Below are 21742 nucleotides of genomic sequence, written 5' to 3'. Positions count from 1 at the left end.
CCATCTCTCCCGTCACCAGCGCAGTTCATAACCGCCACAGCCGAACCAACCGATCACGTTCGGAAAGCGGATGGCTTCTCAGGTCAGCCGTATGCCACGCAGATCCCAGCCGAACCGCCAGTTGACATCCACAGGGGCATCAACAACTACTCACAACCTCAACCTGGCCGCCACCGGCAGGTGGTCGCTGCCGGTGGCGGGCAGCGTCCAGGACGCGCGTGGGTCCACGCCGCGTACGAGGATCTGGTCGATCCTCACCACGGGGAACGAGGCAGGCCAGGTGAGGCCGAACCCGGCGCCCGCCTCGGACTGGGCCGAGCGCAGCTGGGAGGTGGCGGCGGACAGCGCCCGGTCGTCGAGGGTGCCGTTGAAGTCACCCATGATCACGATGCGAGGCAGCGTTTCGGCGCGCAGGGCCGCGCCGAGGCGCCGCCCTGCGGCGTTGCGGTCGTCGGTGGTGAAGCCGGAAGAGGTGAAGCGGACCGACATCAGGTGGGCGACGAAGACGGCGACCGGTCCCTTGCGCGTGTGGACAGTGGTGCGCAGGGCGCGCGTCCAGGGCGAGATGTCGACGGGCCTGGTGTCGGCGATCGGGTACCTGCTCCACAGGCCGACGGTGCCCTGCACCGAGTGGTACGGGTAGGTGCGGGCCAGCGTGCTGACGTACTCCGGTGTCGCCGCATCGCCCAGCTCTTCGAGGGCCACTACGTCGGCGCCGGAGGAGGCGAGGGCGCGTGCCGTACGCGCCGGGTGCGGGTTGTGCTCGTTGACGTTGTGTGTCACGACGGTCAGATCTCCGCCGCGCGCCTGCTTGTCGACGAGCGTCCCGCCGAAGAGCGAGCACCAGATGACCGCGGGCAGCAAGACGGCCACGGCGGCGGTCGCGGACCGGCGGACCAGCGCGCACAGCAACAGGAGCGGCACGGCCAGGCCCGTCCAGGGCAGGAAGGTCTCGGTGAGGCTGCCGAGGTTGCCGACGCTGTTGGGGATGTGGGCGTGGCCCAGCATCAGCAGCGCGGCCAGCAGTGCGAGGGCGGCGACGATCCGGCCGCGTCGCCAGATGTCGGTGCCCGTGCCGGGCTCGGGTACGGAAGAAGGCGCCGGTCGTGGGGAAGGGGTGTCGAGCGTCGTTGTCACTGTGGTCTCACCGCGTCCCGGGCTCGGTCTGCGCGAGCCACTGCCGCACGCCGTCGATCAGCGCGCCGCTGTTGGCGAAGGCGGCCTGGGGGCGCTGCTGGGGGCTGGTGCCTGCCTGCTGGTGGAGGACGACGCCGAGGACGAGGAGGTCGCGTCCGCTGCCGTCGGGCGCGGTGGCTGCCCACATCAGGTTGCCGTCGGCGGGGGTGCTGGATCCGGTCTTGAGGCCGATCACACCGGACGTGCCCAGCAGCGCGTTGGTGTTGGAGATCCGGCCAGGTGCGCCGGGGACGGTGGTGCTGGGCATCGCGACGATGGACCGGATCACCTCGTCGCGCATGACCTGCCACGCCAGATGGTCGGCGGATGTGCTGGTGGTCGTGGGCTCCAAGCCGCTGGAGCTGGTGCAGGCGGTGCGGCGCATGTCCAGAGCGTGGGCGGCCTGGTTCATCTTCGTGACGAACGCCTCCTGCGACCCGGCGTCCCAACGCGCCAGCAGGCGCGCGATGTTGTTCCCAGCGGCCGAGTTCACCGTCCCCAGGGTGGTCGGGCCGACGCGCGAGTCGCCGTCGCCGGAAGTGAACCGTAAGGAGACGCCGAGAACGGTGACGATGATCAGGGCCGCGATGCCGACGCCGAGGAGGACCGCGGAAGAGTGGCCCGGCCGGTCTGTCCGGCGGTGAGGGAGCCACGAGCGGCCCGCCGACGGTCGCCGCCGTAGTGGTCTCACTTGGCGTGGGCCGCGCAGGCCAGGAACACGGAAAAGGCGCATGGGGGCGGTACCTCCTAGGGGCTGACGTGCGGCGTTCGCACGTCAACCACCTTGGCCGGGGCGGGTCTCCGCAGGGCCGTGGTCGTGGATCCGGCACCGCTCGGCCGGTCATCCGTCGTGTATCAGCCCTGTCGCGTCAGTCGGCTGGCGGCAGCCGGAGCGTGGCGACGGCTCCGCCGTCGGCGGCGTTGGAGAAGGTCAGCGACGCGCCGATGACCTGGGCCTGGCCCGAGGCGATGGTCAGCCCGAGACCGTGGCCGCGGCCACGTTCGGCCGTGCTGGTGCGGAAGCGCTGCGGCCCTTCCGCGAGGAGGCTGCCGGGGAAGCCGGAGCCGTGGTCACGGACGACGACCGTCGTCCCGTCGACGGTGACCTCGACCGGCGGACTGCCGTGCCGGTGGGCGTTGATGACCAGGTTGGCGAGGATCCGGTCGAGCCGCCGCGGGTCGGTCTCGGCCACGACGGGCGCACCGCCGAAAACGAGCCGCGCCTCCCCTCCGGTGCGGGCCAACGAGCCCCGGACCACGTCGGCGAGGACGACGTGCCGCAGTTCGGCGCGTTCCACGCCCGCGTCCAGCCGGGAGATCTCCAGCAGGTCCTCGACGAGGGTGCGCAGTACCCGCACCCGGTCCCTGACCAGATCAGTGGCCTCACTCTCCGGGAGCAGTTCGGCGGACGTGACCAGACCCATGAGCGGGGTGCGCAGCTCGTGCGCGACATCGGCGGTGAAGCGCTGTTCGTTCAGCAGCCGGCCCCGCAGACTGTCGGCCATCGAGTCGACGGTGGCCGAGATCTCGGCGATCTCGTCGCCGCCCCGGCCGCGCACCTCGGTCCTGGCGGCCAAGTCCCCCGCCGCGATCCGACGGGCGGTCCGCGCCACCCGCCGCAGCCGCCGGTTGGGCAGTTCGGCGGCGAGGGCCGAGAGGGGTACGACGACGGCCAGCGCGAGCAGGGAGTACTTCCACATGTGCCGGTCCAGAGCGCTGCGGCTGAGCTGGTCGGGGGTCATGTCGACGAAGGTCGCCGCCACCCTGCCGTCGGACAGCAGTTGCCCGGCCCACATCCGCGGCTGATACCGGTTGCTCTCGTCGTACACGGCGGCACTCCCGTAGGCCCGCGCCCTCCGTGCCAGGTCCGGCGGCATCTCCCCGGGGCCGTGGACGAGGCCAGCCGCCGTATCCGAGCTGTCCGAGGTGAGGGCGGTGTGCAGGGCGGTGTACGCCCTGGCCGCACCGTCGTTCATCGACCGCTCGTAGGTACTGCGGTGCACCAGCAGGCCGACCGTCAGCGCGATACCGCAGCACGCCACGGCCACCAGCAGGGCGATCTTCCAGCGCAGCGAGCGCCAGTGGAGCAGGACTCGGACGGTTTCCATGTCAGCGCCGCAGCTTGTAGCCGAAGCCCCGGACCGTCTCGATCCGCTCGGACCCGATCTTCTTCCGCAGCCGCTGCACGCACAGGTCGACGACGCGGGTGTCGCCGTCCCAGCCGTATTCCCACACGTTGTGCAGAAGGGTCTGCCGGTCCAGGACGATGCCGGGATTCGCGCCGAACTCCAGCAGCAGCCGCAGCTCAGTGGGGGCCAGCGCGACCGGCTCGCCGGCCAGGAACACCTCCAAGCCGGCGGTGTCGATGGTCAGATCCCCGAAGACGAGCAGAGCACGCTGGTCGGACTGGTCGGGCTGGTCGACGCGGCCCGACCGGGCCGGTGTGCCTGACTGCTCCGGTCGGCCCGTGAGTGCGGCGGCCGGAGTGAAGGTGGCCCGCCGCAGCAATGAGCGGATCCGGGCCACCAGCACAGCGGTGTCGACCGGCTTGACCACGTAGTCGTCGGCGCCCGCCTCCAGGCCGGAGACGACGTCCAGCCCGTCGCCACGTGCCGACATCATGAGGATCGGGTCCATGCTGGTCTCCCGGATGCGGCGGCACAGCCCGATGCCGTCGAGCTCCGGCAGCATCACGTCCAGCAACAGCAGGTCGTGCATGCCCTCCCGGAACAGTTCGAGACCGGTCAGTCCGTCGCCGGCCGTCGTGACGCGGTAGCCGTAACGCTCCAGCGCCATCGCGACCGATCTACGGATCACCTCGTCGTCCTCGACGAGGAGGATCGTGACGGGAGCGCGATCGGGAGCGCCGACACCGACGGATAAATGGGACATCTTCTCCGACCTGTGCGAGGGGGTGGCGGGGCCTGCATCATTGCCGTCAGGAGTCCTTCGAGGGCTCCTGGCTCCGGGGCATCCCAGTCCGGGTGCCCGGGTATGAGCGGGATCTTCTCACCGTACAGCCAACTGGCGATGTATGAGGTGACCATCGCCGCCGTCGAGGCCGCGAGCGCGGTGAACAGGATACGGCGGCGCCGCGTCCGGTGTGCGGGAGCAGGGAGCAGGGGGGCCTTGGGTCAAGCCCCATTATTGTCCGTCGGGAACGCCCGCACCCCGGAGCCCAACTGTCATTGTTCGACCTTGACGAGGGCATGCGCCACCTGGTCTTCCTCACCGACACCACCTACGGCCAGGGTTCCGTGCAACTGCTGGAGGGCCGTCATCGCACACACGCCCGCGTCGAGGACCATCCGCTCGGGCAGGACCACCGGCTTCGGACGCTCCCCCTCCCGCCGTTTCACCATCAACCAAGCCTGGCTGGAGCTGTCCCTGGCGGCTGTCGATCCACTCGCCTGGACCCGGATGCTGCTGCCTGAGTGCGAACTCGCCGCCGCCGAGCCGAAGAAGCTCCGTTACCGGCTCCTGCACGCCGCCGACCGCATCAGCCGCAGCGGACGCCGTCTGCACCTACGGATCGCCGCAACCTGGCCCTGGCGCCATGAACTCGCGAACGCGTTTGCCCGCCTGACAGCTCTGCCACCGCCGACCACCTGATCTGCCGAATCGCCCTGCCCGCCCCACGATTGAGGAACGTGGAGAACACGGCCGAGTGCCGGGCCCTCGCCATGCCCACTGGCAGAACAGCGACCAAAATCAACGGTCCACCGCGACGAGACCAGTTCCGCCACCCGAAGCGAAACAGGGAGGCCAGGTGTGCTGTCCGGGGACGTTGGTGATCGGGTCGGCGATCGTGGTCACGGCTGCCTCGTGCCGGTTGTGATGGTGGATGATGGGGGTGTGACACCGGTCAACGCGCAGCCAGGGCGGGACAGGTCCAACCGAGAGCCCGCGGCCAGGCAGGCGGCAATCCGATGGACCTGCTGGCCATAGCTGCGACCCTTCACTGCGGTCACGGCTCCGTCCTGGCCGACCTCGCACGGGTTGTTGTTGGTGCACTGTTCGCCGTCGCGGTTGTGGGTGTTGTTGATGCCCATGACCGTGTTCCCGTCGGATGCCAGCAGCGCTGTGCCGGAGTAACCGGGCTTGCTGGTGCAGGTGTCGCTGGGGGCGTAGCGCACCGCGTTGTCTTGCTGGTAGCCGTCCTCCCGCAGGTGCGTCACCACGGCTTCCACCGTGCACAGCGGACGGCTGTCCCGGTGGGCCATGAAGAGCTGGTCACCCGTGCGCATCGGGGTGGTGGACAACTGGAAGACTTTCGCGCCCTCCGCAGCCAGTTGGGCGTAGGTCTTGTCCAGCCGGTACAGCGCGATGTCGGTGCCTGTCATCGTCGCGTACACCAGCCGGGTCGCGCGGGCGGTGGTCTGGGTGTAGCCGGCGGGGTCGTTGATGGTGACCGGGCCCTCCAGGTCGGCGGGCTGGTCCACCACCGCTGTCCCCGGTGCGGGCCGCCCGCTCGGCACGCAGTGGCCGTTGGTCAGCGCCAACGCCGGGTCTTCGGGGCGCGCAGTGGCGCCGCGCCCACCGACCCCAGGCAGTCGCCCACCCTGGCCGCGCCTTCCACGTTCGGGATCGGGTCGAATGGGGGCACGTCGGTTCCGGTCACGATGCCGTCGATCCAGTCGGCGTTCTTCGCGACATCGGTGTACATATCAGGAAAGTCGGCGCCCCTGTCGCCGGGACCGATGACCGTTCCGGCCAGTACCCACTCGTCGCCCACACGGACCAGCGCAGGCCCTCCAGAGTCTGTCATACCCGGCCCGACAGGAGGATTGGCGCGACCGACGCACAAGGGCAAGGTGTGGCCGTCGTCGTCCCAGCACTGGTTGAGCGGCACCACCTCGGTGTCAGCTTCGCGCAGTTCGCTGGGAAAGCAGTCGGGGTCGTTGAAGTCGCCGCAGGAGTCCGAAGCCGCGCCCCAGCCGAGGATGCGGACGGGCGTGCCAACGGCGGGCGTGGTCTCGGCGAGCCGCACGGGCTGGGCTCGCACCGCGTTGCGCAGGTGCAGCACCGCGATGTCCTCGCCGGGGGGATCGTACGTGTTGTGGCGCCGGTAGAACTTGTCGATCTCGGCGACTTCGCCACCGCTGGTGGTGTCCAGCGACCCGACGCGAACCTTCCACCCGCGGGGAACGCCCGCCGTCGCGCCGGTCGGGGTGTTGGCGCAGTGGCCCGCGGTCACCGCCCACTGCGGCGCGATGAGCACTGCCCCGCACCGGTGCCCGTCCGGGCGAGGAGCGTCGTACTGAAGGGAGACCATGAACGAATACAGCTGGGTGGACTCGGTGCCACCGATGATGGCCTGCGCCGGTAACGCGGCAACCAGGGCCGCGATCGCCGCTCCCCCCGCCGTCAGGACGGCGGCCATTCTTCGGCTCATCCACTTACGCATGAGTGACTCCCGTCGGGCTTGTACGGAGGAACAGCACCGGGCCGTTCCATCTGGCCTCGATCCTGGGTTCAGAGGTCTTCCGGCTGGTCTCGCCCGCGTATCAGGCGCACCACGGCAACCGCTCAGTCGTGTATCAGCCCAGGGCTGAGCGCCGCTGTCTCCTGAAGGAGATGATCTGCGCGGACTGCCCCGACGCCGCATTCCGCCGGATACTGGTCGGCATGCACACCGACGAGCCCGTCGCCGCTTATGCGGGCCGAGCGGTCGGCCGGGCTGCTAGCTGGGGACGCTTTCCCTGTCAGTTGCCTCGAACTGTGGAGACGCCTATGCGGCCAGTCCCTCGGCGAGGGTGGCTCGGTACTCGCGTTCGTAGTCGATCGGGCTCTTGAAGCCGCACACGCTGTGGAGCCGCCTGGTGGTAGAAGTCGGTGATCCAGGTGGCGATCTTGATGCGGGCCTCGGTGCGGGTGCGGAAGGTGTGCCGGTGGACGTACTCGACCTTGAGCACGCTGTTGAACGCCTCGCTCACGGCGTTGTCGAAGCAAGATACGACTCTGCCCATGGACTGGACGACGCCCAGCTTGCGGCAGACCCGCTTGAACCGGCGGGAGCAGTATTCGCTGCCCCTGCCGGTGTGCATGATCACGCCGCGGACATCGCCACCCCGAGTGGTCGCGGCCATGTTGAGTGAGGCCACCACCAGCTCCGCGTCGTGCCGGGCGCCCATCGCGTAGCCGAGCAGCCGACGGGAGAATGGATCGATCACCGTCGCCAGATACAGCTTGCCCTCACCGGTGTCGATCTCGGTCATGTCGCCAACCCAGACGAGGTCGGGGTCCTCGGCGGTGAAGTCCCGCCGTACGAAATCCGGGGCGGTCGGCCGCTTGCCCGGCCTGGTCAGCGACAGGCGGCGCGTGACCTTGCGGTCGGCCAGCCCGAGCTCGGCCACCGTGTCCACCGACACCCGCCAGCCCCAGCGCACCAGCTCGATGAACACCTTCGGCGAGCCGTAGGTACCCCCGAGCAGCGGAAGATCTCCTTGATCTCCTCCGCCAGGTGCTGCCGACGCGTCTCCCGCTCGGTCGGCGGGCGCTCACGCCACTTGTAGTACCACGACTCCGACACCCCCAGAGCCCGGCAGGCGACGCGGTACGGAATCTTCTGCTCGGCCTTGCAGCTGCTGATCACTCCGACCGCCACGGCCGGGGCCGCCTCAGCTACTTCACCCACCAGGCCACGAATCGCTTGCACACTGAACCGCTCCGGGATCGGTGGAGGCTCTATGCGTTGACTCCAGCCGCCGGTCGGGGCTGGTGTTGAGCGTAGTGGTTGGTCTCGTGCTCGTGGGGCGGGATGTCGCCGATGGCGGTGTGGAGGCGCTGGTTGTTGAACCAGTCGACCCATTCCGCGGTGCCGGGTTCGACGTCGCCGAGGCCGTGCCAGGGCCTGCGAGGCTTGATCAGCTCGGTCTTGTAGAGGCCGATCCGGGATTCCATGAGCGCGTTGTCCAAGGCGTCGCCGACCGTGCCGATCGAGGCGTCGATGCCAGCGTCGAGGAGGTGCGCGGTGAACGCGAAAGACGTGTATTGGCTCCCGGCATCCGAATGATGAACGAGCCCCGGCCCAGCGGGAGTTCCCACGCGGCCGCGGCGCCACAGGGCCATGTCGAGGGCGTCGAGGACGAGCTTGGCCCGCTTGCCTCGTCCGCAGTGACGCCCGGACGCCGGCCGGCATCGACTTCGGCTTTGCGGACCCAGGTCCGCACCGTCTCAGCGGCACCGATCCCGAGCTTCGCGGCGACCGCCTTCATCGCGGCCCACTCGGTCGGGTAATTCGGGCGGACCTCCGCGACCATACGCACCGCGCGCTCACGAAGCTCGACAGGACAGGGGGACGGACGTGCCATGACTCGATCGTCTCAGGGAATCGAGCCTCCATCAGACTCGGAGCGGTTCACGGTTCGGGCTGGTCGTTGTCGAGGAAGACACCTTGGTGGCAGTCGTATTCGATCAGGACGACGGGGCTGTGGATGCGGTAGTAGAAGGCGTCATCGTCGTCGCTCCCGCCGATCCAGGCGATGTGCGTGTCGGCGAGATGCTGCTCGATGCTTGGGTTGTAGATCATGGAAATCATCTGACCGGTGGCCGAAAGCCGGGCTCAACCAGGTGGCGGGCGAAGTGTGTGATCGTTTCTGCGGCAGTGGCGATGGGCGTGGTCATCTGGTGGCCTTCCGGTTCCGGAGGGCTGCCGCGGTGAAGCGCGTCATTTCTCGGCCGGGGTGGGGGCTTGGGGAAGACGTAGCTGGAAGCAAGCTCCGAGGGTCCGGGGGGTCAGGGTGAGGGTGCCTTGGTGGCGGTGGGCCAGGTCGCGGGCGATGGCGAGGCCCAGGCCGGTGCCGCCGTGGTCACGGGAGCGGGCGTCGTCGAGCCGGACGAAGCGTTCGAAGATGCGCTCGGCGTCCTCGGTGGGCACGCCCGGTCCGTCGTCGTGCACCGTCAGGACGACCCAGTCGTCCTCGCTCCGGACGGTGATCTGGATGCGGTGTGCGGCGTGGCGGGCGGCGTTGTCGACGAGGTTGCGCAGCAGCCGTTCGTATTCGTCGGGGCTTCCGTGTACGTGTGCGGGGGCGGTGCTGTCGCAGGTGAGGGTCAACGGCCGTTCGGTGAGGGGGTATTGCTCGGTCAGCCGGGAGGCGAGGGCTGTCAGGTCGACGGTCTCGGGGCCGGCTGTGGGGGTGCGGGTGTCGAGGCGCGCGAGGAGCAGCAGGTCTTCGGCGAGGGCCTGGAGGCGGCGGGTCTGCCGTGCGGCGGTGGTGACCGCGGCGGGCCAGTCGGTGCGTTCCGGGTAGGCGAGCGCGACTTCCAGGCTGGCCAGCAGTGTGGTGAGGGGGCTGCGCAGTTCGTGGGCGGCGTCCGCGACGAAGCGGCGCTGCTGGGCGGCGGCGTTGTCGAGGCGTTGGAGGGTGGAGTTGATGGTGGTGGCCAGGGCGGTGATCTCGTGTCCCGTGGCGGGGACGGTGACGCGTTCGTCGCTTGTGGTGACCGAGGCGGTGAGGATGCGGATGGCTTCGACCGGCCGCAGCGCGATCCGGATGGCGAAGTAGGTGACGGCGGCGATCAGTACGAGGCCGACGAGCCCGGCCCGCAGCAGCAGGCGGTCGGTGGTCTTGGTGATTGCCTCGGCTGTGTGCGGGAGCAACACCACGTAGACCCGCAGCGTGGCGTCGGCGGCGACGCCCAGAGCGGCGACTTTGTCGCTGCTGAGTTCATCGGCGCTGATATCGGTGGACATGACCATGTAGGTCCCGCCGGCCATGTCGGCATCGAATCTGTCCCTGGGGTTGTCGTCGCGGTGCGCCGGTATGCGGAGGGGACGGATCGTCAGGCCTCCGGGCTCCCTGGCCTCCGATGGGGCGGGCAGCACATGGGTGCCGGGATCGACGTCGTCCATGCCTCCGCCGGAGGCGACAGCGGCGCGCCGGCCGGTCGCGACGACCTCGTACGGCACGGCGCTTCTGCGAACGGGAACCACACCCTCGTTCAGCTGATCGACGAGAGCCCAGAGCTGTATCTCGGCCTGTTTTTCGGCGATCCGCGTGCCCTCGCGGTAGGCGTCGTGGTGCACCCACCAGCCGATGCTGACCAGGATGACGGCGGCGGTCGAGGCGGCGGCCAGGGCTGTGCGGGCTCGTATTGAACGCGGCCACCAGCGGCGTCGCGGCTCAGTCGCGTTCACGGTCGTCCACCAGCCGGTAGCCGATACCCCGTACGGTCTGCAGGGACTGCCGGTGGAACGCGGCATCCACCTTCTTGCGGAGGGCGCTGACGCGCGCCTCCACCAGGTTGGGATCGCAGGCTTCGTCGGGCCACGCGTGATAGAGCAGGTCCGTTTTGGAGACCGCCTGGCCCGCCCGGCGGGCCAGCAGCTCAAGGACGGCGAACTCCCGGGGTGTGAGTTCCACCCGGGTCCCGGCCCGGCGGCAGATCCGGCCGGCGACATCCAACGAGAGGTCGCCCACGGCAAGGACGGGTGGGGCGACCGTGGCGGCACGTCTGGCGAGGGCCCGCAGGCGTGCGACGAGCACCGTGTAGGAGAAGGGTTTGGCCAGGTAGTCGTCGGCCCCCGTGTCCAGGGCCTCTGCCTGATCCCAGTCCCCGTCCTTGGCGGTGAGTACCAGGATGGGGGTCGCGTTGCCCTCCCGGCGCAGTTGGGCGCAGACCTTGTAGCCGTTGAGTCCGGGCAGCATCAAGTCCAGTACGACAAGGGCGTATTCGCCGGTCCGGGCCATCCACAGTCCCTGCCTGCCGTCATGGGCGAGGTCGACGCTGTAGCCCTCGGCGGTCAGACCGGTGTGCAGGGTGTGAGCAAGGTCCACCTCGTCTTCGACCACCAGGATGCGCATGGGTGCAGCCTCGCACAGCGCCGGTCCGCCTTCCTGATCGGCCGGTCAGGTTGGGTCAGCATCCGGTCAACGAGGTCCCGGCACGCTGACGGAGTTTCTCCGCCACTGCTGAAAGGCCCGGTCGCCGATGTCCCTTGATGAACGTGCCCCCACCATGGTCAGGACGGTCTCCCCTCCCGTACCCGCCCGTCGGCCATCACCGAGCCCGGCCAGAGCCGTTGTCGTCATCGCGCCCTTGGTGCTGACCATGGCTCTGGGGCTGTGGGGTATCCGCAGGCAGAACACCATGTGGGGGGACGAGTCCGTCACCTATCAGCTCGCGCACCGCGATCTTTCGCAGATATGGCACACCGCCCAGCATGTTGATCTGGTCCATGCCCTCTACTACGCCGTGATGCATGAGATCTTCGGTCTCTTCGGCGGAGGGCTGCTGACGCTGCGGCTGCCGTCTGTGCTGGCGATGTCCGTGGCGGCGAGCGGAGTCGGGTTTCTGGGGCTACGCCTGGCGGGGCCCCGTGCCGGACTGCTCGCCGGGCTGGTGTTTCCGCTCCTTCCCCAGGTGCAGAAGTACGCGCAGGAAGGCCGCTCGTACGCCATGGTCTGTGCCCTGGTCACTTGGGCCACCTACGCGCTCGTGGTCAGCGTCCCGCATCGCGCCCGGTGGCGCTGGGCGGTCTACGGCTCCACCATGCTGCTGGCCTGCCTGCTCCATGAGTTCGCGGTCCTCGCCCTGGTCGCACACGGCGTCACACTGGTCGTCTCCCGGGTTCCACGACCGGTGCTGAAGGCGTGGAGTGTGACGGCCGCGGGCGTGGTGGCCGGGCTGTTGCCGCTGGCGATCTTCAGTGCCGGGCAGTCGGAGCAGGTGTCTTGGATCGGCGCACCGGTGCGGCTTCATTATTTCCTGGTTGTGGCGGTCGTGGGCGTGGCGTGTGCCCTGGCGCCCCTGGGGAGGAGGGGGCCCGTGCGGCTTTCCGTGCTGGCTGTGCCGATTCTGGTGCTTCCGGCCCTTGTGCTGCTGATCGCCTCACTGGTCAAGCCCCTCTTCGTCGACCGGTATGTGCTCTACAGCAATATCGGAATCGCCTTGCTGCTGGGCGCCTGGATGGATTACTTCCACCGGCGGCAGCAGTCTTCCCGCAAGGCGTGGATCGCGTGGATTGCGGCGGTTGCCGTACTGGCCGCGCTCGTCCAGCCGAGCCTGTCGCTGAGAACGCCCCAGAGCCGGAGCAACGACGTCACCGCCATCGGCGCCGCCGTACGCAAGGAAGGCCGTCCCGGCGACGGGCTGCTCTACCTCGCGGGCCGACACCGGATCTTGACCGCGGCCAACCCCGAGGACACCCGTTTCCTGACGGATCTCGCCCTGGCACAGGATCCCGTCTCGTCGAACACACTTGCGGGTATCGAGCTTCCCGCCCGGGACATAGCGGCACGCATGCTGGAATTCGACCGGATCGTCGCGGTCCGCGCGGTGGGTGTGAACTCGCCGACCAACCCGCAGGAGGAAGCGAAAACAAGCACCCTGCGGCGCTACTTCCGTGAGTACGGAACAACCCACGTCAACGGGGCGCGAGTCACCGTCTATGTCCGGGACCACGCCCCGTCTCCGAAGGCCGGTCCTGGATCCGACGGCCCGAGAGCGAGCGGTGGGGTGATGAGGTGACCACGACTGGTGCCGGCCCGGTCGGCACCACCGCCGTCACGCCATCCCGACCCGGAAGCCACGGACCGTTACTTGCCGGCCAGCTGCCATGGGAGGCTGCGGCTGCCTCCGCCGCTGCCCAACTCATCGCGACCGCATGCCAACGGCGCCTGCGATTCACCCGCCACTGGCCAGGGACGGAAGAGACCACCGACACGATCAGTCGGCTCGGCACCTTCCCGGACCCAGGCTGACCGGCAACAGCCCGGGGAAGATGCGGGACGTCGGGGATGTCGGCGATGTCGATCTCCTCGAACCCCGACGAGCAGCAGAGCCACCGACCGGACCGGGGCAACCGGCGCCCACCCGACGCGACGAGAGGGCCGCCTGCGTGCCCGCACACGCACCGCGACGATGAATGGGGCGGCAACCGAAGCTGACTACCGAACCCGAAAGGCCGAGGGCAGAGCGAAAGTCAGGTAGCGATTTGGGGAGTGCCAGCCATACTCGTGCTCTCGGCTTTTGGGGCCAGCCGCTGCTCGGTGAGGAACGCGTGGGCGGCGGTGACCAGGGTGGCGTGGTGATGCCAGCCGTTGAAGGAGCGCCCTCCGAAATGGTCCAGGCCGAGGCCGTGCTTGAGTTCGCGGTAGTCGTGCTCGATGCGCCAGTGGATCTTTGCCAGGCGGACCAGCTCCGGGATCGGTGTGTCGTCGGGCAAGTCGGTCAGCCAGAACCGGGTCGGTTCGTCTTCGCCTCCGGCCATTCGGCCAGCAGTCGCACCTGGGGCAGGACACCGTCCCAGTGGCCGTGCCCGGCCACCCCGGCTGCCTGGGCCAGCCGACGCGGGCGCACCCCGGCCGGCCGGACCTTCACGGTGAGGAAGCGCGAGGTCATCGGGCACCGGGAGCCTTCCCGCCAGGTCACCTCCTTGAAGGCTTCCCGTCCGGCACCCGCAGCGAGTTCCGTCCCCGTCACCGGTGGCTGTCGGTAACGGGGCAGCGGCGGGCGGCCGTTGCCGGAGAAGTCCCGGGCATCGGGGTGCCCGTCATGCGGCTGGACGGTGATATCGCCACGGATGCCCACCACGTACGCGTGTCCCCGCTCGGCCAGGCCGGCGCGGAAGTCGGCGTTCTGGCCGTAGCCGGCATCGGCCACCACCACCGGCGGCAGCAGCTGCCCGCCGGCCAGTTCATCCAGGGCGTCCAAGGCCAGGCGCCACTTCTCCTGGTGCCCGACGTCTTCGGGGACGCCGGTCCGCCGGCGCCGGACGGTGTCAGGAAAGTTGAGTTGACATTCCCGATGACCGTCGGGGTCGGTTCAGCTTCCGGTCGAGCGGGTCGCGCGGGCGTATTCGGCGGGGGTCTGGCCGTAGTGTTTCTTGAACGTCCGGATGAAGTGACTGCTGTCGGCGAAGTGCCAGCGGGCGGCGAGCTCGGAGACGCTCAGGCGGACGGGCGGTACGGTGAGGGCGAGGCGGGGCTTCTTCCAGCCGCCGACGGCGGATGTAGGCCGACACGGACTCTCCCACCGTGGCGAAGGCCTGCCGGAGGGTGCGTACGGAGACGTTGAGCTCTCGCGCCAGCATCGCGGGAGAGAGTTCGGGATGGGCGAGGTGGCTGTCCGCGAGGTCCTTCGCGGCCTGGGCGAGCGCGGGAGCCAGCCTGGGCTCCACATCGTCGAACCGGTCCTTCACCACCGCCTTGGCCAGTTCGATCAGGGCGCTGTGCGCGGCCTGCTCACCGGCCGGGCCGAGGTCGGCTATGGTTGCGTAGACCGTATTCGCGTGGGCCACCAGCAGACGCAACTCGGGGGAGTCCACGGGCCCGGTGATGCTGCGATTCCCGAGCAGTGGTGTGAGTATCGCAGAGGGCAGGAAGATGAGCTTCGCCGTCGTGTGCGGTGCCGACTCGAAGTGCGACGGCCGCCCGACGTGCCGCATGAGGAACTGCCCGGCCGGTACGGTCTGCTCATCGCGACCGCGCGGGTCACGCACAGTCCATGCGCCGCGCCGTACCACCTGCATGCGAACCTGATCCTCAACGTTGCCCAGGATGGCTTTTCCCGGGCGGCTGACGCGCCGTGGACATCGACGGTCACCACGTCGCGCACCCTGGCGCCGCGGGCCTTGACCCGGAAGTCTTCAATCGTGGCCGGGCTCAAGGCCGGCAGCGGGAAGACGGCGCTGAGCTGCGTCTGCCACTCGTGCCGGAAGGCCTCGAATCCTGGCGCTAGGGCGCCTGGGACGGTGAAGTCCAGGGAGAACGCCCCGCGCGATCCGTCGGTGTCCACTGCCGTTCTGTTCATCGCCGTTCGATACTCCTTCCATTCGTTGCTCCGACGCCAGCCCGTGGCGTGCTGGTGAACTCCTCCGGGGATCGGGCTCTGCCAGGGCATCGAGTCAATCAGGACGAGACAGGCAGCCCCGGGGCTGGAAAGCTCATCGCTGAGCCCGTCCTCGCTCGGCTGCTGGGCCGGACTCGGGTGCACGAGTTCGCGGACCGCGGTCTTGACCATGGCGCCTTTATCCCGCTGATGGCCATGTATCCCGCAGCGGACGTCCCGGTCGTGCAGCTGTCGATGCCCAGTCCTGAGCCCGGTGCTCTGCTTGAGCTCGGTGCGCGTCTGCGGCCTCTGCGCGAGGAAGGCATCCTCGTGCTCGGTTCGGGCTTCATGACGCACAGCTTCGCCGTCTTCCGGCAGCCGGAACTCGCCGCGGCCACGGCGGCCTTTGACGAGTGGGCTGTTGAGGTCCTCGCCCGGGGCGACGCCGACGCTCTGACCGACTACCGCAACAAGGCACCTGGCGCTGCGATCGCTCATCCGACGGCCGAGCACTTCGTCCCGTTGCTGGTTGCCGTCGGTGCCGCCGATGAGCCTGACCCTGCCCCGCCTGTCGAAGGTGATGGACCGCTTCGAAACCCGCGGCTGGGTCGCCCGCCGGACCGATCCTGGAAACGGCCGGTACACCCTCGCCACCCTGAGCGACGCAGGTCGGCAGAAGCTCATCGAGAGCGCACCGGAACACGTCGCACAGGTCAAGCGGATCGTCTTCGATCCGCTCACCGCCGCCCAGCGCCGCCACCTCGGGACCGCACTCGCCCGCGTAGCCACTACCCTGCGTCGGGAACTCGAGGAACGCTGAGCGCCAACCTCGGGTGAACCGCCCAAAGTGCCGTCAGGTGGCGGGACCTCGTGACTTCGGGTGCGGCGGCGGTGGTGACAGCGATGGGCGGTTCCTGGTGACGGCGGCGCCAGCGGGACCAAGACGCGCGGCCCTCTCGCGCCGGCTCCGCAGGAGTGGCGATCCCAGGCGTCCTCGGGTGCCTGGGTGATGGCGAAGTCGATGCGCCGATGGCGTGCACATGCTGGGACTGAACCGGTCCGGGAGTGGTGGAGGCTCTATGCGTGCAGGTTTTTCAGCGTGGCCTCTTATCGGGTGACGACGTAGGCGGGCGTTGCCGAATCGGCAAACGAACTCGCCTTCGCCGTACGGGCTTGTGAATGCTCGGCGTCGAGCCAACGGATCGGTGGAAGTGGGCCGGTCAGGGCGTACAACGGACAAGGGTCCTGGAGGAGCGCATGTCTCAGCACGTCACGGAGGCCACACACCGGTCGATCTCCTCGCCCGCAGGGCGGATTCACCTCGCGGAGCAGGGAAGCGGGCCGCTGGTGCTGCTCGTGCACGGCTTTCCGGAATCCTGGTACTCCTGGCGCAACCAGCTGCCGGTACTCGCGGCGGCGGGATACCGTGCCGTCGCCATCGATGTCCGCGGCTACGGCCGCTCCTCCAAGCCTGCCGCGACGCATGCGTACCGGATGCTCGACCTGGTGGAGGACAACGTCTCGGTGGTGCACGCCCTGGGCGAGGAGACGGCGGTCGTCATCGGCCACGACTGGGGCGCGACCATCGCCGGGAACTCCGCCCTGCTCAAGCCGGAGGTCTTCCGCGCAGTGGGACTGCTGAGCGTTCCCTACACCCCGCGCGGCGGCCCCCGCCCCAGCGACGTCTTCGCTCAGATGGGCGGGGACGAGGAGTTCTACGTCTCGTACTTCCAGGAGCCGGGCCGCGCCGAGGCAGAGATCGAGCCCGATGTACGCGGCTGGCTCGCGGGCTTCTACGCGGCCCTGTCCGCCGACACCATGCCCGCGCCCGGCGCTCCCGATCCGCACTTCGTCAGCGGGGACGGGACGCTGCGGGACCGGTTCCCCATCGGCCGGCTCCCTGCCTGGCTCGGCGAGAGGGACCTCGACGTCTACGCCGGGGAGTTCGAACGGACCGGCCTGACCGGAGCGCTCAACCGCTACCGGAACATGGACCGCGACTGGGAGGATCTCGCCGTCTTCGACGGTGCGCCCCTCACCCAGCCGTCCCTGTTCATCGGCGGCGGCCTGGACGCTTCCACGACATGGCTGGCCGACGCGATCAAGGCGTACCCGGTCACGCTGCCGGGCCTGACCTCCTCCCATATCCTCGACGGCTGCGGCCACTGGATCCAGCAAGAACGCCCCGACGAGATCAACCGGCTCCTCACCGACTGGCTCGCCGCCTTGCCCGAGTGACGCACTCGCGCGCTGCCCGGTGTCCGCGAACCACGTGAACATCGTCACGGAGCCGGCCGGGGCGCTCAGAACAGCCAACTGACGCTCGGTCACCAGCGACGGTCATGCCGTTGCGCGTGATCGGCTGGGGACACACCCGGGGGCGCGACGCCGGCAGGGGCGCCGACGAGTTCGTCGAGCGGCATCTGACAGGTGATGGCCAGGGGCAACAGCAGTTTCAGGCCCGGCTCGCGGCGCCCGGACTCCAGCCGGGACAGCGCGCTGACCGCAGTACCGGTGGTCTCCGACAGGTCGGTGGGGGAAGCTCCGCGGCGGTGTCGCAACCCGCGCAGCCGTGGTCCGACCGCGGCCGGCACGGCGGCGGAATCGTCGCTCATACGTGCACCGCGCCCAGGCTTTGCACCTTTCGCAAAGAACTTTGGCAGCCCGACAGGGACGGGACCAGAGTGGTGGCACAGGCGGTGTCCCACCGAAACAGGAGCCCATCTCCGCGAACTGGCCATGGGTGAACGGCGTCACGGCCTGTGACCACGCCCGCCACCTACGACGAAGAACGAGGACCATGGACGTCTGGGATGAGATGTACCGCAGCCGCGATCAGGTCTTCAGCGGCGAACCCAACGGAGTTCTCGTCGCCGAGGTCACCGGCCTGCCGCCAGGGCAAGCGCTCGACGTGGGATGCGGTGAAGGCGCCGACGCACACTGGCTGGCCCGCCACGGCTGGCAGGTCACCGCGGTCGACATCTCCCGGACCGCCCTGCGACGCGCCGCCGCCACAGCCACGGACATCACTGGTCGCGTGGCCTGGGCACAGGCCGACCTGACCGCCACGCCACCCCCAGCCCGCGCGTTCGACCTGGTCTCCGCCCACTACTTTCCGCTCCGGCGCCAGCCGGACCACACCGCGCTACGCGGCCTGCTGGACGCCGTCGCAGCCGGCGGCACCCTGCTCTTCGCTACCCATGACCCCGCCGATCTGTCCCCACCTCCGGAGCAGGGCTTCGACCCCAGTGACTACTACCAGCCCGATGACATCGCCAGGGTTCTCGACCACAACTGGGACGTCCTGATCAACGAAACCAGGCCACGAACCGCTCCCGCTCCCATCGGCACACACCACACCCACGACACCGTTCTGCGGGCACAACGCCTGCGGTGATCCGGTGTCCCACCCTCCACGCGCCGGGCCGACACCTGTCTCCCCGCGCTCAGCCGAGGAAGTGGGGCCGCACGCTCGGGACTGATCCCGACCGACACCTCAAGCATGCGCGGCGACATCGTCATCGACGGCACCGGCGTGTTCGACGACGAACTCCGCGAATGGGCAGTTCCTGCGGCACAGGAGCCTGCCGTGTCAGGCCGTGCTCGGCAGGGCGTGTGAGAGGAGGATCTCCGCTGCCGTCCGTGCGTGCCGGCCGCAGCTGCCGCATCGCCTGGCGCATGCACCACAGGGCGGTGCGCTGGTCCTCGTCCAGCCGGTGCTCGACCGTCAGCCGGACCAGTGCCGCATGGGGCAACGTTTGTCCTGGCGCTCTACTCGGGCCGTGGGGTCTCCCGTGCCCGAGCCTGGTGCCGGCGGGCCTTGAGCCGGTTCCCACAGGTTCTCATCGAGCACCACCGTGCGGTATTGGCGCGGCTGCGGTCCAGAAGGAAGAGGCGGCATTCAGGGTTCTCGCACGGCCGCAGACGGCCGGGCATGCGCTCTTTGACGTCCGCCCACGCGAGCACGAGTTCCACGGCGAGCCTGCGCTCCGGCTCCACCTCCAAGTGCCATTCGACGCCCGACGCGCTGGGCTGCGGGACCTTGCGAACACCTGCGAGGACTCGGCGCAGACGGGGCTCCGCCGACGTACCCGACTCCACCGCCTGGAGCACGTCCCGCGCGGTGCGCAGCCACCGGCGCTCCTTCTCGCCGCCCAGACCCCCGTGCTCCCGCGCCCACCTGTCCACCTCATGGTCGTCACGCCACAGGTCCCGGCGTCGGCCATCCACAACAGGGGTGCTGTTCAGCGCCTGCATCAGGGCTTGGTCGTCCAGCACGGCCCCACCTTCCCAGCTAACTCCATCAAGTGGTTTGACAGGTTACTCCCAGGGCGGTCTACTGGACACCGAGAGATAACCACCAAAACGCATTTAAGGGGTTAGTCATGGTTGAGGTCCGCCATCAGTACGCGACAGTGCGGGGACACCGCGTCTTCTACCGCGAGGCAGGAGCCCGCGAGGCGCCCACGCTCGTACTCCTGCACGGATACCCCTCCAGCTCACGCATGTTCCGCCACCTCATTCCCGCGCTGGCCGATCGATTCCACGTCATCGCCCCCGACCACCTCGGCTTCGGCAACTCCGATGTCCCGCCCGTGGACGCGTTCACCTACACCTTCGACTCCCTGACCGACATCACAGAAGCCCTTCTGGCCCAGCTCGACGTCACCCGCTACGCGGTGTACGTCCAGGACTACGGGGCACCCATCGGCTGGCGGCTGGCCCTGCGCAACCCGGACGCGATCACCGCGGTGATCACACAGAACGGCAACGCCTACGAGGACGGCTTCGTACCGGATTTCTGGGAGCCCGTATGGGCGTACTGCGAGAATCCGGGCCCCCAGACCGAACCCGCGGTTCGTGCCGCCCTTTCGCTCGACGCCATCCGCTGGCAGTACGTGCACGGAGTGGACCGGCCCGAGCTGGTCGATCCCGACACCTGGGCCGCTGACCACCACGAAGTCAACCGGCCAGGCAACGACCTCGTACAGCTCGCCCTGTTCCGCGACTACGCCACCAATCCACCCCTCTACCCTCAGGTGCACGCCTACTTTCGGGAACACCAGGTCCCCCTCCTCGCCGTCTGGGGCGCGGCTGACGAGATCTTCGGCGCGGACGGAGCACGCGCGTTCACAAGGGACCTGCCGGACGCGGAGGTCCACCTGGTTCCCGGGGGTGGACACTTCCTGCTCGAAAGCCACCTGGACACCGTGGCCGGGTATATTCGCGGGTTCCTGACCAGCACCGGATCACCGGCGTGAAGCCGGCGAGGAGTTCCCCAGGGTGGGTGAACGGGCTCTTCAGGGCCGAGTCGGCGCGCGCCGTTCGCCCGGCCATCACCTCGGAGCAGTAGCTCGAACTCTGGTCGTGCCCCCGATGGGAGCGCCCGGTCCGGGAGACGCCGCGGATCACACCCCCGGTGGACTGGCCTGTATATGGCCCGAAGTCAAGGCCGCAGTCCAGGATCTCCCGCTCACTCGCGGAAGCGCCGTCCGAAGGTCACCGAGCCCCGGTAGTTCAGCGCGGCGTACGCCACGCCGTTGTCCAGCCACGCCTGTGCCGAGGGGTTGTAGCCGTCGACCGTCACCAGGTTGGGCCGCCGTGCAGCTCTGCCGGCCACCTCTGATCCTCCCGGTTCGCGGCAGTCACCCTCGCTGCGAATTAAAAGTCAGGGGTGCTCAGGAGGCCGGCTTCCACGCCAGGGCCTGCCCGACCTCCGACCTGCGCACCGCGTCGGAAGAAACAAATCAGTCGAGCGTACGCAGCACCAGCCGGAGAACTCCCGTGACTCCTCGCCTGATCCATCCAAGCATTCCGTACGCCACAGCCACGTCGGCGGCGGCCGCAGCCGCGGTCGCTCGGTCCGACTCCGAACGGCACCGAGAGCAGGAACGGGGCCAACGGCGCTTTCGGGCACCGCACTTCTTGCACATGGTCATGACCCCATTCTCCCCTGCCGCCGCACCCCTGCGGATCGCCACATACACGGTGTGGGCGGTACCGGCCGTGGAGACGTCCGCGCGGCTCGGAGCCGGCTACGGTGTGCTGGCCGACGTGCCGGCCACGACCGCCCGCGCCGCCGTGCCCAGGCGACAGGTAGTGCGCGTCCGGGGGTGGCGAGCGCCAGCACGGCGGTCCATGAGGTGCGGTCCGGGGCTGGCGCGACGACGACCGAATACGGCCGGCCGGGGACCAGCTGCGCGGCCGACCGGGAGCGGCCGTGGACGTGGCAGAACAACCGTTGAGGCGAACACGCCGGGTCGAGCTCGCCCAGTTCGGTGAACAGCACCCGGCCGTCCGGGCCGGTCTTTCCGTATGCCCGGAGAGCGTCGGCGCCGCCGTAGAGGATCTCCTTGACCGCGGGCTCGACGAGCGCCCGCTTCTCCTCGACCACCACGATCTCGTCGAGCCCGTCGGCGAACTCGGTGATGATGAGAGGTTCGACCGGGTGGATCACGCCGAGCTTGAGGACGCGAATCCCGAACCGGGCGAGCGCGGTCTCGTCGAGTCCTGCGGGCCTTAAGGTATCGGCCGAGCTCCGTGCCCCTCGTATCCGCTGCTGCCGTACCGTCATTGTCGCAGGCGGTCAAGGAGCGTGAGGGGCCGTGTCAGCCCCAGGAACGCCGCACCCTGGGTGCAGCGCGGTCTGCCGGGCGGCCGCGCGCGAGGGCACAGTTGATACCGGAGCGGGCGGCCCGGCCACCCGGGGGCCCAGGGGGTGCGAGACACCGGACCGCGGCCCCGATGGGCTGCGGCCGCCCGGTCACCTGTGATGAGCGGTCACCCGCAG

At 69.2% G+C, this 21742-nt stretch carries 20 protein-coding genes and 5 pseudogenes; 9 read left to right on the top strand and 16 right to left on the bottom strand.

Annotation, left to right across the window (positions count from 1 at the left end; translation table 11 throughout):
- Positions 1-150 precede the first annotated feature (150 nt).
- The 4 genes from ACZ49J_RS25820 to cseB form a co-directional block, all read right to left on the bottom strand.
- The gene (locus ACZ49J_RS25820; protein ID WP_467451830.1) at positions 151-1062 is read right to left on the bottom strand and encodes an endonuclease/exonuclease/phosphatase family protein; all 912 of its coding nucleotides are present in this window, start codon (positions 1060-1062) and stop codon (positions 151-153) included.
- 82 nt (positions 1063-1144) lie between these two features.
- Positions 1145-1669, bottom strand: a complete 525-nt coding sequence (locus tag ACZ49J_RS25815) for a D-alanyl-D-alanine carboxypeptidase family protein (protein WP_467451640.1) — start codon at positions 1667-1669, stop codon at positions 1145-1147.
- Positions 1670-2045: 376 nt separating this feature from the next.
- On the bottom strand, positions 2046-3284 hold the full coding sequence (locus ACZ49J_RS25810; RefSeq protein ID WP_467451641.1) for an ATP-binding protein: 1239 nt from the start codon (positions 3282-3284) through the stop codon (positions 2046-2048).
- 1 nt (position 3285) lies between these two features.
- Entirely contained in the window at positions 3286-4068 is a 783-nt protein-coding gene (gene cseB / locus ACZ49J_RS25805) for a two-component system response regulator CseB (RefSeq protein WP_467451642.1), read from the bottom strand.
- Between the two features lie 254 nt (positions 4069-4322).
- Here cseB and ACZ49J_RS25800 point away from each other — a divergent pair.
- Positions 4323-4788 (top strand): annotated as a pseudogene (locus tag ACZ49J_RS25800) (transposase); the annotation flags it as partial.
- Positions 4789-4988: 200 nt separating this feature from the next.
- Here the strand turns inward: ACZ49J_RS25800 and ACZ49J_RS25795 are convergent.
- Positions 4989-5678: a trypsin-like peptidase domain-containing protein gene (locus tag ACZ49J_RS25795; protein ID WP_467451643.1), complete on the bottom strand. Its 690-nt coding sequence runs from the start codon at positions 5676-5678 to the stop codon at positions 4989-4991.
- Positions 5669-6571, bottom strand: coding sequence for a S1 family peptidase (locus tag ACZ49J_RS25790; RefSeq protein WP_467451644.1), 903 nt, complete (start codon positions 6569-6571; stop codon positions 5669-5671). Before ACZ49J_RS25790 ends, ACZ49J_RS25795 begins: the two co-directional genes overlap by 10 nt.
- Positions 6572-6741: 170 nt before the next feature.
- On the opposite strand from ACZ49J_RS25790, the pseudogene ACZ49J_RS25785 reads away from it, so the two are divergent.
- Positions 6742-6879 (top strand): annotated as a pseudogene (locus tag ACZ49J_RS25785) (alpha/beta hydrolase); the annotation flags it as partial.
- Positions 6880-6881: 2 nt separating this feature from the next.
- Here the strand turns inward: ACZ49J_RS25785 and ACZ49J_RS25780 are convergent.
- The 5 genes and pseudogenes from ACZ49J_RS25780 to ACZ49J_RS25760 form a co-directional block, all read right to left on the bottom strand.
- A complete protein-coding gene (locus tag ACZ49J_RS25780) occupies positions 6882-7580 on the bottom strand; it encodes an IS3 family transposase (protein ID WP_467451645.1) in 699 nt (232 codons plus the stop codon).
- Between the two features lie 283 nt (positions 7581-7863).
- A pseudogene (locus ACZ49J_RS25775) lies at positions 7864-8489 on the bottom strand (integrase core domain-containing protein).
- 47 nt (positions 8490-8536) lie between these two features.
- A complete protein-coding gene (locus tag ACZ49J_RS25770) occupies positions 8537-8707 on the bottom strand; it encodes a DUF3500 domain-containing protein (RefSeq protein WP_467451646.1) in 171 nt (56 codons plus the stop codon).
- A gap of 138 nt (positions 8708-8845) precedes the next feature.
- Positions 8846-10318 (bottom strand): sensor histidine kinase, encoded by a 1473-nt coding sequence (locus ACZ49J_RS25765; protein ID WP_467451647.1) that lies wholly within the window; start codon positions 10316-10318, stop codon positions 8846-8848.
- Entirely contained in the window at positions 10305-10985 is a 681-nt protein-coding gene (locus tag ACZ49J_RS25760) for a response regulator transcription factor (RefSeq protein ID WP_467451648.1), read from the bottom strand. The genes ACZ49J_RS25765 and ACZ49J_RS25760 overlap by 14 nt, the downstream gene beginning before the upstream one ends.
- A 127-nt stretch (positions 10986-11112) precedes the next feature.
- Here ACZ49J_RS25760 and ACZ49J_RS25755 point away from each other — a divergent pair, with 127 nt between their 5' ends.
- Positions 11113-12651: a glycosyltransferase family 39 protein gene (locus ACZ49J_RS25755; RefSeq protein WP_467451649.1), complete on the top strand. Its 1539-nt coding sequence runs from the start codon at positions 11113-11115 to the stop codon at positions 12649-12651.
- Positions 12652-13105: 454 nt separating this feature from the next.
- Here ACZ49J_RS25755 and ACZ49J_RS25750 read toward each other — a convergent pair.
- Together ACZ49J_RS25750 and ACZ49J_RS25745 are read right to left on the bottom strand one after the other, a co-directional pair.
- Positions 13106-13905: pseudogene (locus ACZ49J_RS25750) on the bottom strand (IS701 family transposase); the annotation flags it as partial.
- Positions 13904-14449 (bottom strand): hypothetical protein, encoded by a 546-nt coding sequence (locus ACZ49J_RS25745; RefSeq protein ID WP_468350356.1) that lies wholly within the window; start codon positions 14447-14449, stop codon positions 13904-13906. The pseudogene ACZ49J_RS25750 and the gene ACZ49J_RS25745, both read right to left, overlap by 2 nt.
- A gap of 533 nt (positions 14450-14982) precedes the next feature.
- On the opposite strand from ACZ49J_RS25745, the pseudogene ACZ49J_RS25740 reads away from it, so the two are divergent.
- The 3 genes and pseudogenes from ACZ49J_RS25740 to ACZ49J_RS25730 form a co-directional block, all read left to right on the top strand.
- A pseudogene (locus ACZ49J_RS25740) lies at positions 14983-15444 on the top strand (DODA-type extradiol aromatic ring-opening family dioxygenase); the annotation flags it as partial.
- A gap of 37 nt (positions 15445-15481) precedes the next feature.
- The gene (locus ACZ49J_RS25735) at positions 15482-15772 is read left to right on the top strand and encodes a MarR family winged helix-turn-helix transcriptional regulator (RefSeq protein WP_467451842.1); all 291 of its coding nucleotides are present in this window, start codon (positions 15482-15484) and stop codon (positions 15770-15772) included.
- A gap of 437 nt (positions 15773-16209) precedes the next feature.
- Positions 16210-17190 carry an alpha/beta fold hydrolase gene (locus ACZ49J_RS25730; protein ID WP_467451652.1) on the top strand — a complete coding sequence of 327 codons (981 nt, stop codon included), beginning with the start codon at positions 16210-16212 and terminating at the stop codon, positions 17188-17190.
- An 89-nt stretch (positions 17191-17279) separates the two neighbouring features.
- On the opposite strand, the gene ACZ49J_RS25725 is transcribed toward ACZ49J_RS25730, so the two are convergent.
- A complete protein-coding gene (locus ACZ49J_RS25725) occupies positions 17280-17567 on the bottom strand; it encodes a helix-turn-helix domain-containing protein (RefSeq protein WP_467451653.1) in 288 nt (95 codons plus the stop codon).
- Positions 17568-17752: 185 nt separating this feature from the next.
- Here ACZ49J_RS25725 and ACZ49J_RS25720 point away from each other — a divergent pair, with 185 nt between their 5' ends.
- Positions 17753-18349, top strand: a complete 597-nt coding sequence (locus tag ACZ49J_RS25720) for a class I SAM-dependent methyltransferase (protein ID WP_467451654.1) — start codon at positions 17753-17755, stop codon at positions 18347-18349.
- A gap of 374 nt (positions 18350-18723) precedes the next feature.
- Here the strand turns inward: ACZ49J_RS25720 and ACZ49J_RS25715 are convergent, their stop codons facing one another.
- Complete coding sequence (locus tag ACZ49J_RS25715; RefSeq protein ID WP_467451655.1) at positions 18724-19230, bottom strand: CGNR zinc finger domain-containing protein; 507 nt, start codon at positions 19228-19230, stop codon at positions 18724-18726.
- Between the two features lie 107 nt (positions 19231-19337).
- Here ACZ49J_RS25715 and ACZ49J_RS25710 point away from each other — a divergent pair, with 107 nt between their 5' ends.
- Positions 19338-20213 carry an alpha/beta fold hydrolase gene (locus ACZ49J_RS25710; RefSeq protein WP_467451656.1) on the top strand — a complete coding sequence of 292 codons (876 nt, stop codon included), beginning with the start codon at positions 19338-19340 and terminating at the stop codon, positions 20211-20213.
- A 212-nt stretch (positions 20214-20425) separates the two neighbouring features.
- Here the strand turns inward: ACZ49J_RS25710 and ACZ49J_RS25705 are convergent, their stop codons facing one another.
- A complete protein-coding gene (locus ACZ49J_RS25705; RefSeq protein ID WP_467451657.1) occupies positions 20426-20572 on the bottom strand; it encodes a hypothetical protein in 147 nt (48 codons plus the stop codon).
- A gap of 600 nt (positions 20573-21172) precedes the next feature.
- Here ACZ49J_RS25705 and ACZ49J_RS25700 point away from each other — a divergent pair.
- Positions 21173-21475 carry a hypothetical protein gene (locus ACZ49J_RS25700; RefSeq protein ID WP_467451658.1) on the top strand — a complete coding sequence of 101 codons (303 nt, stop codon included), beginning with the start codon at positions 21173-21175 and terminating at the stop codon, positions 21473-21475.
- The last annotated feature ends 267 nt before the right edge of the window (positions 21476-21742 follow it).

The sequence above is a fragment of the Streptomyces sp. NPDC030840 genome, assembly GCF_055572015.1.
This window is presented reverse-complemented; position numbering and strand designations above follow the sequence as displayed.